The 15466-nt window shown below is 58.7% G+C and carries 12 protein-coding genes and 3 pseudogenes; 9 read left to right on the top strand and 6 right to left on the bottom strand.

Annotation, left to right across the window (positions count from 1 at the left end):
• The first annotated feature begins 1 nt into the window (after nucleotide 1).
• Complete coding sequence (locus NKH59_RS29960) at nucleotides 2-817, top strand: SDR family oxidoreductase (protein WP_352541473.1); 816 nt, start codon at nucleotides 2-4, stop codon at nucleotides 815-817.
• A 73-nt stretch (nucleotides 818-890) separates the two neighbouring features.
• Here the strand turns inward: NKH59_RS29960 and NKH59_RS29955 are convergent, their stop codons facing one another.
• Nucleotides 891-1766: a MurR/RpiR family transcriptional regulator gene (locus NKH59_RS29955; RefSeq protein WP_352449995.1), complete on the bottom strand. Its 876-nt coding sequence runs from the start codon at nucleotides 1764-1766 to the stop codon at nucleotides 891-893.
• A gap of 27 nt (nucleotides 1767-1793) precedes the next feature.
• Here NKH59_RS29955 and NKH59_RS29950 point away from each other — a divergent pair, with 27 nt between their 5' ends.
• The 4 genes from NKH59_RS29950 (at nucleotide 1794) to NKH59_RS29935 (ending at nucleotide 4593) form a co-directional block, all read left to right on the top strand.
• The gene (locus tag NKH59_RS29950; RefSeq protein WP_353023940.1) at nucleotides 1794-2321 is read left to right on the top strand and encodes a DUF5996 family protein; all 528 of its coding nucleotides are present in this window, start codon (nucleotides 1794-1796) and stop codon (nucleotides 2319-2321) included.
• 523 nt (nucleotides 2322-2844) lie between these two features.
• Nucleotides 2845-3093: a helix-turn-helix transcriptional regulator gene (locus NKH59_RS29945; RefSeq protein ID WP_352816193.1), complete on the top strand. Its 249-nt coding sequence runs from the start codon at nucleotides 2845-2847 to the stop codon at nucleotides 3091-3093.
• Nucleotides 3094-3157: 64 nt separating this feature from the next.
• Entirely contained in the window at nucleotides 3158-3403 is a 246-nt protein-coding gene (locus NKH59_RS29940) for a helix-turn-helix domain-containing protein (protein ID WP_352541475.1), read from the top strand.
• Nucleotides 3403-4593 carry a tyrosine-type recombinase/integrase gene (locus NKH59_RS29935; RefSeq protein WP_352541476.1) on the top strand — a complete coding sequence of 397 codons (1191 nt, stop codon included), beginning with the start codon at nucleotides 3403-3405 and terminating at the stop codon, nucleotides 4591-4593. Before NKH59_RS29940 ends, NKH59_RS29935 begins: the two co-directional genes overlap by 1 nt.
• A 711-nt stretch (nucleotides 4594-5304) precedes the next feature.
• Here the strand turns inward: NKH59_RS29935 and NKH59_RS29930 are convergent.
• Nucleotides 5305-7506: a xanthine dehydrogenase family protein molybdopterin-binding subunit gene (locus NKH59_RS29930; RefSeq protein WP_353023938.1), complete on the bottom strand. Its 2202-nt coding sequence runs from the start codon at nucleotides 7504-7506 to the stop codon at nucleotides 5305-5307.
• Nucleotides 7507-7509: 3 nt separating this feature from the next.
• Nucleotides 7510-7968 carry a (2Fe-2S)-binding protein gene (locus NKH59_RS29925; RefSeq protein WP_352467057.1) on the bottom strand — a complete coding sequence of 153 codons (459 nt, stop codon included), beginning with the start codon at nucleotides 7966-7968 and terminating at the stop codon, nucleotides 7510-7512.
• 371 nt (nucleotides 7969-8339) lie between these two features.
• Here NKH59_RS29925 and NKH59_RS29920 point away from each other — a divergent pair, with 371 nt between their 5' ends.
• Complete coding sequence (locus tag NKH59_RS29920) at nucleotides 8340-8561, top strand: hypothetical protein (protein ID WP_353023936.1); 222 nt, start codon at nucleotides 8340-8342, stop codon at nucleotides 8559-8561.
• Nucleotides 8562-9155: 594 nt separating this feature from the next.
• Here NKH59_RS29920 and NKH59_RS29915 read toward each other — a convergent pair.
• The 3 genes and pseudogenes from NKH59_RS29915 to NKH59_RS29905 form a co-directional block, all read right to left on the bottom strand.
• Nucleotides 9156-10570: pseudogene (locus NKH59_RS29915) on the bottom strand (mannose-1-phosphate guanylyltransferase/mannose-6-phosphate isomerase).
• A pseudogene (locus NKH59_RS29910) lies at nucleotides 10570-10829 on the bottom strand (phosphomannomutase); the annotation flags it as partial. The pseudogenes NKH59_RS29915 and NKH59_RS29910, both read right to left, overlap by 1 nt.
• A 111-nt stretch (nucleotides 10830-10940) precedes the next feature.
• Nucleotides 10941-11930 (bottom strand): nodulation protein NodZ, encoded by a 990-nt coding sequence (locus tag NKH59_RS29905; protein WP_353023934.1) that lies wholly within the window; start codon nucleotides 11928-11930, stop codon nucleotides 10941-10943.
• A 797-nt stretch (nucleotides 11931-12727) separates the two neighbouring features.
• Between NKH59_RS29905 and NKH59_RS29900 the strand changes: the two genes are divergently transcribed.
• From NKH59_RS29900 to gmd, 3 genes and pseudogenes are all read left to right on the top strand, one after another.
• Nucleotides 12728-13201, top strand: coding sequence for a hypothetical protein (locus tag NKH59_RS29900; protein WP_352467054.1), 474 nt, complete (start codon nucleotides 12728-12730; stop codon nucleotides 13199-13201).
• 369 nt (nucleotides 13202-13570) lie between these two features.
• A pseudogene (locus tag NKH59_RS29895) lies at nucleotides 13571-13872 on the top strand (nodulation factor ABC transporter ATP-binding protein NodI); the annotation flags it as partial.
• 141 nt (nucleotides 13873-14013) lie between these two features.
• Nucleotides 14014-15084 carry a GDP-mannose 4,6-dehydratase gene (gene gmd / locus NKH59_RS29890; RefSeq protein WP_352474458.1) on the top strand — a complete coding sequence of 357 codons (1071 nt, stop codon included), beginning with the start codon at nucleotides 14014-14016 and terminating at the stop codon, nucleotides 15082-15084.
• Nucleotides 15085-15466 lie beyond the last annotated feature (382 nt).

Genomic DNA, 15466 nt, shown 5'->3' with positions numbered 1-15466 from the left:
TATGAATCGCATGGATGGAAAGGTCTGCGTTGTCACGGGTTCAACGCAGGGGTTGGGAGCGGCCATTGCGCGCCGGCTGGCGGAAGCCGGCGCTGCCGGTCTTGTCACTCTCGGCCGCAACGAGGCGAAGGGCCGTGCCGCGGCCGAGGCGATCACGCACGACACCGGCGTGCCTGTCCACTTTGTCAAGGCCGATCTCGGCAAAGTCGAAGATTGCCGAAGCGTGATGGCGGAGGCCGAGCGCGTTTATGGCAAGATACATGTGCTGGTGAACGCCGGTGCCCGCACGGACCGTGGCACCATCCTCGATACCTCGCCCGAACTTTTCGACGCCCTGTTCGCCGTCAACGTGCGCGGACCCTACTTCCTGATGCAGGAGGCCATCCGCCGCATGATCCGCGACGGCATTGAAGGCGCCATCTGCAACATCGGCTCGATCTCGGAACATGCCGGCCAGCCTTTCATCAACGTTTACTGTGCCACTAAGGCGGCGCTGGCGACGCTGACCCGCAACACGGCGTTTTCCGTGATGAAGAACCGCATCCGCGTCAACCAGCTTGATGTCGGCTGGATGGCCTCCGACCATGAGCGGGAGTTACAGGCGAGTGAGACGGGCGATTCCAATTGGGAAGCGAAAGCGGTCGCAAACCTGCCCTTCGGGCGCCTGATCGACCCCCGCGAGGTCGCGCGGGCGGTAAACTTCCTTGTTTCGGACGATGCCGGGCTCATGACAGGTTCGGTGGTGGATTACGACCAGACAGTCCTTGGTGCCGCATCCGGCCCCATGGCCGTGCCTGAAAAGGCGATGGCGTTTTAACCTTCCGACACCGATTGAGAATCGACGGCCGGAGGATCGCCGGTGCTGCGACAGGTTTCGCGGTTTGGAGTCCCTACCGCTCGGTAACCGTTGGAATGCGGGGATTGACTGCGTTGTTCTGAAGCCTGGCCGCCAAGGCCACGGTCAAAGCCTGGGCAAGACACATAGGAGCCGCCAGCGAGCGCGAGAAAGTGTATTCGTGCTCCGGAACGGCGAAGAGAACGCGCGCGCTCTTGGCCAATGGAGACAGCGTGCTGTCCGAGATCGCCACGATGGGTATACCTCTCCCCGCGGCTTCTTCCACAACATTGACGACCTCGTTCGCATAGAAGCGGAACGACACCGCAAACAGCAGGTCCGTCTTCCGCATCGCGCGGGCCATATGCGTGGCCAGTCCGCCGCCCGGATCCAGGAGCACGCAGCGCTTACCCAGCATGGTCAGTATATAGCGAAGGAGTTCGACGACCGGTGCCGAGCGAAGTTGTCCCATCAGATAGACGACGTCGGCCTTCTCGAGCAGGCTAACGGCTTCCGCCAGATCCTCGGGCTGAATACCGGTGAGCATCTCTTTCAGGGACGCGATGTCACGGACGACCAGATCGTGCATGAATCCCATCTCGCTGCGATCCGTCCGCTCCCCCAGTTCCTTCTCCAATGCCTTGACGCGGGCTTCGAAGCCGGGAGCCGCGGTGGACAATCGTTTCTGGAAGAGGCTCTGCAGGTCCTTGAACCCCTCATACCCCAATGCTTGGGCAAATCGGACGAAGCTGGACGCGTGAACGCCGCTGCCTTCCCCGATCGAGTTCACCGATCGCACCGCGACGTCATTCGGATTTTGGGTGAGATACAACGCAATCTTCTGGTACGACTTGCTCATCCCATCATACCGGTCGTGTATCACGCGGATGAGATCCTCATAGTCCTTGGGAGCCTCGACCTTCTCGTCCACGATGCACATCCTTGCAATTTTTGTTGCATGATGGCGTCTTTGAAGGTTTTTGACCAGCAGAGAGTTGTCAACTCTGTCATGGGGCCACAAGTTGTGACTTTCGGTCGTACTGCGCAGGTCAGCTTCGCGCTAGAAAAACGGATCGGAGCGCCGAAGAGTGCGCATCGCGCGTCCGCGCACCAAGAGGGCTGCGACGGGTCCGTGCGAAGGAGACGCGTCAGAGGAGCAGCGGTTTCGGACAGGCTTAGGAATAGAAGGCCGGAAAGTCGACCGCTCCACCGCCCTACCAAAAGGCTTCGCGGCGGCGAAGATCTTTGCCGACGCCGCCCACTACGACTTGGAGAATACCTGCTGCCTTATGCGATCCGCAGAGTTACCGATCCGGAAGCAAGCCTCATAGTCTTCTTGGAGAGCACATATCGCGCCGCCGCAGACCTCGCGGACTGGGATTCAGCCGGTCTCGAATGTGCATTCGGGCAACCTCTGCGACCACGGGCTCCGCAAGTGCTCTGTCGCGCCGACGTTCGCAACGGCAAGTCCGTCCTACGACCCTGAAAACATCATCGGCTGCGCTTCAGCGGTACTGCATTTGGTACTGCATCGCCAACTTAAATCCCATTAAGCTTTGATTTTTATTATCTTTTCCGGATCAGTCCGTCCAGTCCATCATCGTCCCGACTCGCAATTTCGAGTTCGTGGTTGCTCGATCTCGATTTGTTGTCAGGCCGCTTGCCGACGATAGCAAAAGAACGCCTCCTCGATAGGGGGTCTTGCGATGTAGCGGTCTAGCGACTCGGCCCCCCACATTTGCAGCGGAATATTCTGTGAGTATCATTTGTCCGATTTACACGTCGCTGTTCGCTTTTGCCGAACGAACTATTGAGGCAGCTTCCGCACAAAGCCACATCCTATTATGGCAGGATGATCTCGCCCTGTTGGGATGATATGGATATGCGGATCTGGTTGCACTCATGGCAACATAGCCCTGTTTCTTTGCCACGAAGCTGCCGAAGCAACTGCCTATTTTGGCTTCGCGCGGCTGCGGCTTTTGCGCGCCGATATCTCCGAGGCAGCGTCTATGAAGAGTGACGCGATTTCCTATCCGCCGAGAGGACTCTCTCGCGACGAAGCCGCACGCTACGTCGGTGTCGGATCGACGCTTTTTGAAGAGATGGTTGCTGACGGGCGCATGCCGAGACCTAAACACATCAACAGTCGGGCCGTCTGGGACCGTGTAGCGCTCGACATCGCGTTCACCTCGTTACCCGACAAAAACAACGGTCTGCAACAGCTTTTGGAGCGGAGCAAAAAGGAAGCAAGGAGATAGAATAGGCAGCTTGCGCATACGCTGCTGGCGTAATAAAGTCGCGGGCTCGTACGGAACACGCGACGTGAACGATCGTGAAAAGCTTGCGCAAGAAGTTAAAATTTGGCGCGCCAAGGCAGGATTCACGGCCGAAGCCGCAGCCAAGGTGCTTGGGATACCCAAGCGCACATTTGAAGGCATTGAGCAAGGCAGGGGCTTCCCTTACCCGTTGCTCCTTCGGGTCGCCATGGAGAGCAAAGGCCCTTCGCCTCCGGCGACGATCGAGGTGCCCCGGCGCTTGGAACAGCAGAAGGCTGGAAGGAGGGCTTAATGGGCCGGCCATTCAAGGATGACAAATATCCCGGAGTCTCGTCGCGCCTAAAAGGCGGTAAACTCGTCTATCGTTACCGCGGCAAGGGAAAGCCCGAAATTCGGCTTCCAGGCCGGCCGGGTGATCCAGAGTTCGAAGCCGCCTATGGACGGGCAACTCAAGGCCAGAGTCAGAAGGCCGTGATCATCGACTTGCCTGGACGGGCGTTGCCAAAGACTTTCGGTCATGCTGCCCGCCGACTTGAAACGACGATGGAATGGCTGGACTTCGACCAAGCGACCCAGCAGAAGAATGCTCGGCTTATTGAACGCTTCCTTGAGATGAAGGTCGATCCCGCCTATCCGCTGACCTGGCGCGACACGCCGATCGAGCATCTCGATGCCGACCGTCTGCGTGCGATTATCGAAGGCGTCTTTGGCACCAGACGGACAGTCGCAAAGCACCTGCTGGTAGCGATCAAAAAGCTCCTTTGGGTGGCGATTGACGTTGAGAAGTGGATCAAGCCGCAGGACGATCCTTCGCTGTCAATTCGCGTTCGCATTCCCAAATCGACGGCCAATCCCGGGTGGCCGATGGCCATTCGTGAAAAGTTCGAGGCGCGCCATGCGGTCGGCTCGGCGGCGCGCACCTGCTATGCCCTCGGCTTCTGGCTCGGGAATAGACGCGGCGATATCGCCACACTGGAATGGGAAGATCTGGTCAGCGAGGAAATCGAACTGTTCGATGGCTCGCTGGTTTTGATCGAGGCCTTCGAGTTCCGGCAGAAAAAGAACCGAAACCGCCACGGCGGCAGGGAAGTGTTTATCCCCGTCGTGGACAAGCTGGCGCAGGCTCTGGAGCCGCTAGACCGTTCGAAAGGTGGACCGGTATTGAGGAATGGCTATGGGCGTCCGTTTGCGGAAAAAAGCCTCACCGGCATGATGGCACATTGGAACAAGCAGGCCGGCATTCCGGAGGGCTACACCCTGCACGGGCTCCGGCGTACCTTCGGCACGTATCTCGCCGAATGCAACATTCAGGCACGCGCCATTATGGAAGCGATGGGACATTCCTCCATGACGGTGACGGACGCGTACGTACGGGAAGCCAACAAGAAGCGGATGGCCGTCGATATCGCCCGCGCGATCAACGAGCGGGAGGCGAAACGCGACGCCATAAAGCAGCGGACACCGCTTCGCGTCATCAAGTGAATGGTTTCAATTCGGACCGGTGCAGGGCGGCTTATCGGCCGCCCTTTTTTGTTGGGCCCATAATCGGCCCAAAACGTTTTGGGCCGAGGCCACTTTTTCGCACTAAAATCAAAGATCTTGGTGGGCCCGGAGGGTATTCAGAAAGCCATAAAAATCAATTGGTAAGAGATCAGTGGGACTTCAGAGCATTCAAATCTTTTCCAATATTTTTCAATGTTGTTGTCCCACTCAGAAGTGCCTCAGTCCACCAAGCCGACGCACTGAACGCCTCACTCGGAAGGGAGGTTTGCGCAAGGTGAAAGGAAGATCGCGTCGGTGTGCAGCCTTCCTGAGAAAGGTCGCGGTAGAGCCAACTGCTGACGCTCAGCGCGAAGACATCAATGTCCTGTTATGGGGCCGTCAGAGGACCGGCCGCTTCTCGCGCCCAGAAAGCGATAGCAGACATGCAATAGGTGGTACAAAAGTCTCTAGTGTGACCCTTTCGAGACATTTGCGTGCGGCATTTGCGTCTCGAAAGCGGTTCTTCAGTGCTACCAGCACCAACGACCGTCTGCGGTCGTTCAGAACACGGGTTACCGTCTCTAAACCGGATACTGGACCGGGCAGCCGCCGGAAATTGATCGAATGGAGGTGATCGCCTGTCAGGAGGCGTTCAAAAACGACCTACGACCGCGATCTTCATCGCGGCCGTTTTCATGGTGTCATTCCCGGCTATGCTGACAAGTTCTTTATGATCGGCAGCTTGCGGATCGTCTTGCCCGTCGCCGCCCGTAGCGCGTTGGCGACGGCCGGGCCGATCGGCGGCACACCGGGCTCGCCAACGCCCGTGGGCGGCTCGTCGGACGGCATAATGTGCACCTCGACGCGCGGCATCTGCTCGATCCTGAGCGGCGTATAGGTGTCGTAGTTCTCTTGGTCTATGACACCGCCCGTCAGGGTCAGCTCCTCCTGGAGGATCGCGCCTAGCCCGAAGCCGATACCGCCCTCCATCTGAGCGCGGATCTGGTCAGGATTTATCGCGGTGCCGCAATCTACCGCGCAGACGACGCGGTCGACTTTGAAATCATTTGCATCGTTGAAGGTGATCTCCACCACCTCGGCGACATAGGTCGAGAGGCTTTCATGCAGGGCCACGCCGCGGAAACGGCCTTCCGGCAGAGGCTTGTCCCAGCCTGCCTTCTCAGCAGCCAATTTCAGCACGCCGGCATGCCGTGGATGGTGACCGAGCATCGACAAGCGGAAATCGACCGGATCACGGTTCGCAGCGGCGGCGAGCTCATCGATCAGGGTTTCCATTGTGTAAGCGGTGTGGGTGGAGCCTACCGAACGCCACCACAGCACTGGGATGTTCACGTCCGTCGTGGTCAGCTCGACCTTCAGGTTCGGGATCGCATAGGGCAGGTTGGTGGCGCCCTCCACGGAGGTCGGATCGATGCCGTTCTCGATCATCGCCGCAAAGGGCGAACCGCCCGCGATCGATTGGCCCACGATGTGGTCATGGAGAGCGACGACATTGCCTTCCTTGTCGAGCCCCGCCTTGACTGCGTGCACATAGACCGGCCGGTACCGCCCACCCCGCATGTCGTTCTCGCGGGTCCACTGCACCTTCACTGGCTTGCCGGGTCCCAGTGCACGCGCTGTGGAAACAGCTTCGATAATGAGATCTGCGTCCGAGACCGCTCGGCGGCCGAAGCTGCCGCCGGTCTTCATCACGTGCAGCCTCACCTTGTCCGGCGTGGTGCCGCCTACTTGAGCGGCAGCCGCCTGATAAAGATCGGGCATCTGGTGTCCGCCCCAGACGTCGATGGTGCCGTCTTCGTTGATTCGGGCGGCCGCGTTGAGTGGCTCGATCGAAGCATGGACAAGATAGGGGAATTCGTAGTGCCCTTGGATGACTTTCTCAGCACTGGCCAACGCTGCGGGAGTGTTACCGTCGTCGCGCGCGGTGGCCGCGCCCGGATCGTCTGCTGCCTTAGTGTATTCGGCCATGATCTCGGCCGTGCCGCGCCTTTCGGCCTTCTCTTCGTTCCAGGTCACCTCCACGAGATCGCGGCCCTTGAGCGCCGTCCACATGTCCCTGCCGACCACGGCAATGCCGCGCGGCGTCTGGACGACATCGACAATGCCGTCGAGTGCCTTGGCCTTGGAGGCGTCGAAGCTCTCGATCTCAGCGCCGAACTTCGGCGGATGGATCATAACGGCCGTATTGAGTCCATCTATCTTGAGGTCGATCGTGTAGGTCTGCGCGCCATTGGTCTTGCCGGCGGAATCGTAGCGCTTGAGGCTGTCCGATCCGATCTGGGCCCACTTGTCGCGCGGCTTTAGCGGCACGTCGTCGGGAACCGGCATTCCCGCTGCGGCTTTAGCCAGGTCACCGAAGCGCGCCTGCATCCCTGAGGCGTGCGACACGACCCCGGAAGCGACTGTGATCTCGCCGGCTGGCACGTCCCACCGCTGCGCCGCGGCCGCCACCAGCATGGCCCGTGCGGCAGCACCCGCCTTGCGGTAGCGCTCCCACGACGAGCTCATCGACGTGGAGCCACCGGTTCCCTGCGCGGCCCCGCCCCAGGCGAGATTGCCGTAGAGCGCGGTATTGCCATATCCGCCGACCACGTGGACCTGCGCCCAGGCGCCGTCGAGCTCTTCCATAACCAGGGTGGCGATGCCGAAATAGGAGCCTTGTCCCATCTCGAACTGCGACGAGTGGATGACGATTCGGTTCTCCGGTGTGATCTCGACATAGGTCTGGAAGGGGTTCGCCTGGACCGCTGCAGGCGTCGTTTGTGCGTTGGCGGGCGCGGCCATCATTAGCCGGTAGCCCACGGCGAAGCCCGCGGTGGTGACGGCCGTGCCGAGGAGGAACTGGCGCCGCGTGGGCCCCACGGCATTATGCTTCGGGAGAAACTGCAACATGCCTCAAGTCTCCAGCCGGTTGGCGGTCTCGTGGATGGCCGCGCGGATGCGATGATAGGTGGCGCAGCGGCAGAGATTGCCGCTCATCGCCGAATCAATATCATCGTCCGTCGGCTTCGGCGTCTCTGTCAGGAGGGCCACGGCCGACATGATCTGGCCAGACTGGCAATAGCCGCATTGAGGTACGTCGAACTCGGCCCACACGGCCTGGACCGTTTCGCCGATCTTGCCCGACACGCCCTCAATGGTGGTGATCGAGGCTCCTTCGATGTCGCCGACTGCGGTCTGGCACGAGCGCGTCGGCATGCCGTTAACGTGAACCGTGCAAGCGCCGCACTGGGCAAGGCCGCAACCGAATTTCGTTCCTGTGAGTCCGATGCCGTCACGGATCGCCCAGAGCAGCGGCATCTCTGGATCGACGTCGAGTGTTCGCGCCTCGCCATTGAGGGTAAAAGCGACCATGGCTTGCTCTCCTTGTCCTGAGCTGGCTATCTCGTTGCGCCTCCGCCCGGCTAGGAACCGGACTCTTCTTGCTGAGGCATAGCGACCACAGACTAGGATCGCGCAGCTCGAGCAACAAGCCGCTAGCTGGCAATCGCGAGATCGTGAAGTGGCTCGTGTCGAAAGGCTGGAGGCAACTGAATGTCATTTTTGGGCCCACCGGCCGGTCAGTTTCCGGCTCGATGACCTGGTTGGCAGTCATTCCGCTTCTAAGCCTAAACCCCAGACATGAACTGTAGCAGCATCATAAAAGACGACATCAAGCGGCGATTTTTCGTTGCGCTGCACCGCTAGCTCGTTCGCGTGGTTCATGATCCGCTGGTTATCCGCGGATGCTGGTTCACCATAGGTGCCAGAAACTTGCCACGCGCTATGCGGTTAAGGATGTGGTCGTCATTCGTAGCGAGCGAATGGCCGACAATGAAGAAGCAATGGCTGGCGGTCTTCCCATTCGCGGTGAACTGCTTGAAGCCTTGGTACAGGTAGGCATTGTGACGGATCTTCGCCTTCTTCTGGGCGCTGGTGGGCTGATGAAGGGCGGCTTAGGGTCATGATTCCCGCTGCAATGACCGATGAGTCACAGACGCTGCATTTCGCGCTAGACCGCAACTGCGGTATTCTCGATCATACGCTCAGCCATCCTATTCGCACCTCGTTGCCGCCGTTCGCCGCACCTATCGATCGGAGGCCTTCCAGCCTCGCGATAGCCGCGCTATGTGGCTGCACACAACCTGACGACGAACAGGAGCAAGATTGGACATAGAAGCCAGCACAAGATCGCCCTCCCCCTGTCCTTGCTCGTTTTCATGCGAAAACAATCGAACTGAGTGCTGCGGGGATAGCGAGGTCGATTTGGCCCACTTCAGAGCGAAGTCGGCCATAAGCCATTGATATAATTTTGATGGGCCCTGAGGGTGCTTGGAAAGTCAGAAATATCAAAGGCTATTCGACAGTGGGACTGTGTTGCGTTACTATGCTCTCCGGTCTTTTCCGGTTGATTTGTCCCACCCCTGATGCCGATTGCGGTCATTCGCCGCTGCCTTGGTCAATTCCCGATTCCACAAGCATCCGGTCCTGAGTGGGCAGACGGGCTTCCTAGTGGTAATTAGTCAGCGACACGTTGACCGTTCTCGTCACGCGGGTGAAATCTACGTTCGACCATATACGTCGTCGAAGCGAACGATATCATCCTCGCCGAGATAATCGCCGCTCTGCACTTCAATGATCACCAGGTCAATTTTGCCTGGGTTCTCCAGCCGATGCTTATGGCCGCAGGGGATGTAGGCTGATTCGTTTGTCGCCAGGAACAACTCCTGCTCGCCATTGACGATTTTCGCGGAGCCGCTGACCACGACCCAGTGCTCCGAACGATGATAGTGCATCTGCAGGCTCAGCCGCCGACCGGGCTTCACCTCGATGCGTTGATCTTGAAGCGCTCGCCTTCCTCAAGAACCGTGTAGGTACCCCACGGCCGGTGTACCGTGCTATGGACCAGGTGAGCTTCATGTCCTGAAGCCTTGAGGCCCTCGAACAGCTTCTTGACGTCCTGAACGCGGTCGCGGGATGCGACAAGCAAAGCGTCCGGGGAATCGACGATCACCAGATCGCTGACGCCGACCGTGCCGATGACGCGCTTGTCGGAGCTCACATAGCTGCCGGTCGTGTCGACCATATGCACATCGCCGCGTATCCTGTTCCCGCTTTCGTCGGGGGCGATCAAATCGGCCATTGCGTTCCAGGATCCGATGTCGTTCCAATCCATGTCGCAGGCAACCACGGCAAGTTTGTTCGTCTTCTCCATGACAGCGTAGTCGAGCGAGATTCGCGGGGCGGAGCCGAAATGCTCAGGCGCGAGTTCGATCTTGGCAAAGCCTTCGCCTTGACTGAAGCGGCCGTTCTCGTAGCTGTCGGAGACGGCCTGGATCACCGCGGGGCAATGCGATGCCATCTCGTCGAGCATGGTTTGTGCGCTAAAGCAGAAAATGCCGGCGTTCCAAAAGAAGCGCTTGGACGCGACATAGGCTTTGGCTGTGTCCAGATCCGGTTTTTCAACGAAACGGACGACTTTCTCACCATCCGCTTCGATATAGCCGAATGCCGTGTCCGGTCTGGTTGGGGTGATGCCCAATGTGGCGATCCGCCCGAGCTTCGCATGTTCGATGGCCCGGCACATGACGTCTAAAAATGCAGGCAGGTTGCCAACCACGTGATCGGCTGGGAAGACGCATAGAATCGCGTCAGGGCCTTGCGTTGCCTTGGCATGGATGGCGGCTGCCGCAACGGCTGCGGCCGTATCCCGGCCTTCAGGCTCGAGCAGAAAGGTGCGTGGCAGGACCACGGAATCCAGTTCGTCGAACTCGTCCTTCGTAACGAAGAGGTGTTCCCCGGATATCACACCGACGAGTTCCACTACGCCCTCTATCGAAGCGGCGCGCAGCACAGTGTGCTGAATGAGAGAATGTCCATCTGCTACTTTGAGGAAAGGTTTGGGGTGCGATTGCCTCGAAGCGGGCCATAGCCGCGATCCGGCTCCACCGCTGATGATGACGGGAACCACTTTCATTAAACAACCTCGATTTCGTCTCTGGACGTCATTGCCCGCGCCCTTAGCGTCAGCGTCACGACCGCCATCGCTCTGTGATGGTCTTGCGGCGCTCCGAGTAACAGCGAAGTTCTGGCGCGTTGCCGGACGGCCGCAGATGAATGATCTCGCCATTCTGTATTCGTGCCCTAAGGCCGTCGGTTTCATCGACGTCGGCAACAGTCCCGAATGGAGCCAAGAACTGCTGCAGTGTGTCCGGATCCTCGAGCCTGCGGATCAAGCTGAGCAGCTGCGGGACATTTAGCGTATGCCATGGCCCGCCTCTCGTGAATTGCGGTCGATGTCTCTATGCCTGTTCGTTGCATCTGCCGAATTGCCCCGGTAGCGGGCCCTAATCAAGATGAGAGATTCTTTGGCTGCCTTCTATCAAAATCAAACGACTTGGGTCCTTCAGATCGAACTCAATTACCCGCGGTACGAAAAGGCGTGCATATCGTGTAAAGGCGCTCGTCGGAGGAAACCGAATAACGGTATCGCAGCGCCCGAGAAGATACATCTCAACGAGGGCGGAAATTGCGCCGTCCATCCCAAGTGCTGCAGTGTGCAAGGGGCCGTCTTGATCGGATCGGAAATGCTTGGGGACGGTGAGAAGATCGGGAAACCTGGCCGACAGGTGATCCAGGATTTGCGCGCTGTCCGTGCACAAGAACAGCCGCACAGGCTTGGGGTGCGGTAACGCTTTAGCCTTATCAACCGCAGTGCACACTTGTCGAACGGCGAACTCCGGATCGGCCCAGTAGGGCGCATGGTCCATGATGTCTTCACCGTTACCATGTCGAACATGAACCCCGATGATGCTGTGCCCCTCAAAACATTCTTGGTAAATGGCATCTATGCGTGTTTGAATTTCAGACCGAGGCTTGACACTCTGGAAGACCTGCCGCTCGGCATCCTCATCGCAGCGCCACATCAAGCAAGCGTCACACACTACTGTGTTCGCTTCGACATCGTGTTCGGCCTGAAAGAGCTCGCCCAACTCGTCGCGCTCTTGGAAAATCTGCTCATCTGGGCGGTAAAGGCAGTCGATCGCTGGCCTATTCCACCACTCCGGGAAGAATGGACCCGGGAAGGAAAAGTCGTTGATCCGGTCGTCGCAAATAGCCGGTACGCCAGCGATGTCATTGATCGGTTGGAAGAACACCGGAAAGGCATTTGTGAAGGGTTGGTCGAGATAGCAGGACCCGCGCCAGTCGACGGCTAGCGTTCGTCCCGACCGCTGAGCGTAGCGCCAAGCGGCCGCCAGCGACCACAGACAATCACCGAACCCCGTACGCCTCTGAGAGACGACGAACCTGCGCTTTACCAATCCACTGACCTGCATTTTCGGAAATCTCGTTTCAGAGACGAGGTTGCATCTGGCTTGGGATCTCTTAATCGATACTAGTCGACCGTTACGCCGGGCAATTTGGTAGAGGCTGCGCGTGGGGCAGAAGAGCTCCCTCAGCACTGCCTATCCTTATCTCTGTGACGCTCGCAAATCTTGACGCCGGGTACACTCGCTTCCGGTTTAAATTCAGCGTTTTCTAATGCGCCCGGCGACATGTGTAAAATTGATTGCGTGAATGTGGCCCATCCATGTGATGGATACTAAGGCGTTCCTTGACCATGAGCCTCTGCTGACGTGGGGCCGCGCTTTGCTAAGCGAAACAGCCGGTCGAGGCAGTCCACAAAGTCCCTGTTCAAGTCCAATTCTTAACTGCCTCAACGTAACATGTCATTTGCGGGCGTTTCCTGAAGGACGGATGTGCAGGACCCGCCAGCCGTCGAATGTCAGGCGCAGGCCATCCACGTCATTTATGGCCATCATGGCGTCCGGTCCCATCGAAAGATGCGACACGGCGCCCTCTCACGCTTTCAAGTGCGCCAACATGGCGCAAACTCCTGCCGGATAGCTTTCGAGCCGGCTGGACTGAGCGACTGGCACGCGATGCTGTGCGACGATGGCCGAGAGAGGAATTTTGGCGTCTGCAGCCATGTGGAGGATCGTTCCGACGGTTCTGCGGGTTCTCGGTGTCGGAGCCGACACCTGTGCGAACCCGCTCTCGTCCGTTTTCGACAGGCCCTTGAGGTTCATGACCCTGTTGTTCGCCGAGATCACCCGCCAGTTCAGCGATCCAGGTGAAGATCGGCACGCCTGTCGATGCGGCGATCATCGCCTCGGCCAGCGAAGATGATGAAGAGGGCCATTGGGTCAAGTACAAGCGCCGACCAGCGTTTCATTGCTTCAAAGCCCATTTCGGTGCCTACGCCGATACGGCCCTTGTCGAGGAGATCGCCGTCACGGCGCCCACACCGAGGACGGCAACGCCGTTCCTGATGCTCTGCCCGACAATCCCGGCGAAGTGTTTGCCGACAGCGCCTACCGAGGCAATCATCTCGGCGACGCGGTGCGCGCCAAGGGTGGAAGGCCGCGCATCGTCGCAACCGCTGTGGGGGCGCGACGAGGCCGAAAGCTCGACGCCTGGAACCAACCGATCCACAGAATTTGTACTCGGATCGAGAAGATCTTCGGCACCTGTAGCCGGATGCGATGGCGAGGGCTGGCAAAGGCGGCCGTTCAAATTCGCCGCACTGCGATCGCCTACAGTATGAACACAGTTTGATGGTCGCCTCGTCCCCCCATCGTTGAAGCCCAGCTACCGTTTTCGGGCTAGCGCGCCCGAAATTCCTTGGAGGTCAATACGTAATGCCCTACCCGGCTTTTCGCCGCCGTCTCAGATGTGCGGTTCGCCCAAAGCCCCCGACTGCCACGAACTTTGTCTTCGCGCGGAGCGAAACCTCGCGCCCACGACTTTGTGCCGCCGATGTGCCGCGCTGCCCTGTCAAACAATCCATTTTATGGATGCACCTCATCCAAACAATCGATTTCACTGATCAAAACAATTTCCATTAGAAGACGCTGAAGCAGGCAATGATTAAGATTACTTGGTTAGCGCAAGAGAGCGGTAAGGTGGAGTTGTCGGCTTGGACCCACATGCCCGCCATTTTATCTGGGAATGGCTACGTGCCCTGTTGGCGCAGGGCAAGACGATTCTACTGGCCACCCACTTCGTGGAAGAAGCGGAGCGGCTATGCAACCGACCTGCGTGCTTGAGAACGGACGTGCGTCCTCACTCGCTGATTGATGAGCAAATCGGGTGCGACGTGATTGAAATCTATGTCGCTCACCCCGTGAGCTGAGTTCGGCACTCAGGCCGCATGTGCGACTTAGGCAGGTTAGCGGCGAGACTCTGTTTTGCTATGCCTCCAAGCAGGAGCAGGTGTGCTCGCTGGCTGACACTGTCAATGACGAGCTCCGCGCCGCATCTGTCGAAATCCTACCATAGGGTATGGGGCGGGCCGCAGTTTGCTGGCGGTGTGGCGAGCCGGAGTCGAAACTTCAACTATAATAGAGCAGGAAGAAAATGGGCGAGAACAGGAAAGTTGCTCTGGTTACGGGCATAACGGGACAGGATGGTGCCTATCTTACCCGTCTTCTGCTGGAAAAAGGCTACGTCGTTCATGGGATTAAGCGACGTTCCTCTTCCTTCAACACGGGTCGCATCGAAGACATCTACCAAGACCCGCACGATCCCGATCCGCGCCTAATTTTGCATTACGGTGACCTCACTGATGCGACTAATCTCATCCGAGTAGTTCAGGAATCCCAGCCAGACGAGATTTACAACTTGGCCGCTCAGAGCCATGTCCAGGTGTCGTTCGAAACGCCGGAATACACAGCAAACGCCGACGGTATCGGAACATTGCGACTTCTTGAGGCGATCCGCCTCCTCGGTCTGAAGGACAAGACCCGCTTCTATCAGGCCTCGACTTCAGAGCTCTACGGCCTCGTGCAATCCGTACCGCAGAACGAAACAACGCCCTTTTATCCGCGCAGCCCTTACGCCGCCGCCAAGCTCTACGCCTACTGGATCGTGGTCAACTATCGCGAGGCCTATGGTATCCATGCTTCCAACGGCATTCTCTTCAATCATGAAAGCCCACTGCGCGGCGAAACTTTTGTGACGCGCAAGATCACCCGCGCCGCCGCTGCTATCTACCTCGGCAAGCAGGACAAGCTTTATCTCGGCAATCTGGATGCTCAACGCGATTGGGGCCATGCGCGTGAGTACGTGCGTGGTATGTGGATGATGATGCAGCAGGATCAACCGGATGATTACGTGCTGGCGACGGGCAAGACGACCCCTGTCCGCCAATTCGTCGAATGGGTTTTCGAAGATGTCGGCGTCGCGCTCGAATGGCGTGGTGAGGGAGTCGACGAAAAGGGCTATGATGTCGAGACCGGCAGATGCCTAGTCCAGGTAGACCCACGCTACTTCCGCCCCACGGAAGTCGATCTTCTCCTGGGCGATGCCACCAAGGCGAAGGAGAAGCTCGGCTGGGTGCATGAGACATCCGTGCGCGAGCTCGCCGCGGAAATGGTGCGGGAAGACCTCAAGGTCATGCAGACATCGGTAATCATGAAGGAAGCATAATGTACGATCTGAAGGGAAAAGCCGTGTGGGTCGCGGGCCACAAGCATGGTGGGCAGCGCTGTTGTAGGCCGCCTCGCGTCTGAAGACTGCAAAGTTATGGCCGCCCTGACGTTTCCCCCAATTCTATCCAGTCGTGAGTTCGTTTCCGGGGGTGGATTTGCCCTGATGGCCGGTGGACGCGACGGGTGCTGGCGCGGAGCGTTTCACGTTGCGCAGCGCGAGCGACCGTCGCGGGTTGAAGGTCGATGCACATTCGTTGGGTGTCTGCCATCCGATGTGCGAGTGCGGACGCGCGCCGTTGTACAACACGACGAGAGAACGCCCACGGGACCGAGGAACGCAAGTTTCTTTATCCATGGCATCCCTGGGCCGGGCGTTGTGT

It is taken from the genome of Mesorhizobium sp. M0998, from assembly GCF_040318885.1.
Taxonomy (GTDB): domain Bacteria; phylum Pseudomonadota; class Alphaproteobacteria; order Rhizobiales; family Rhizobiaceae; genus Mesorhizobium.
This window is presented reverse-complemented; position numbering and strand designations above follow the sequence as displayed.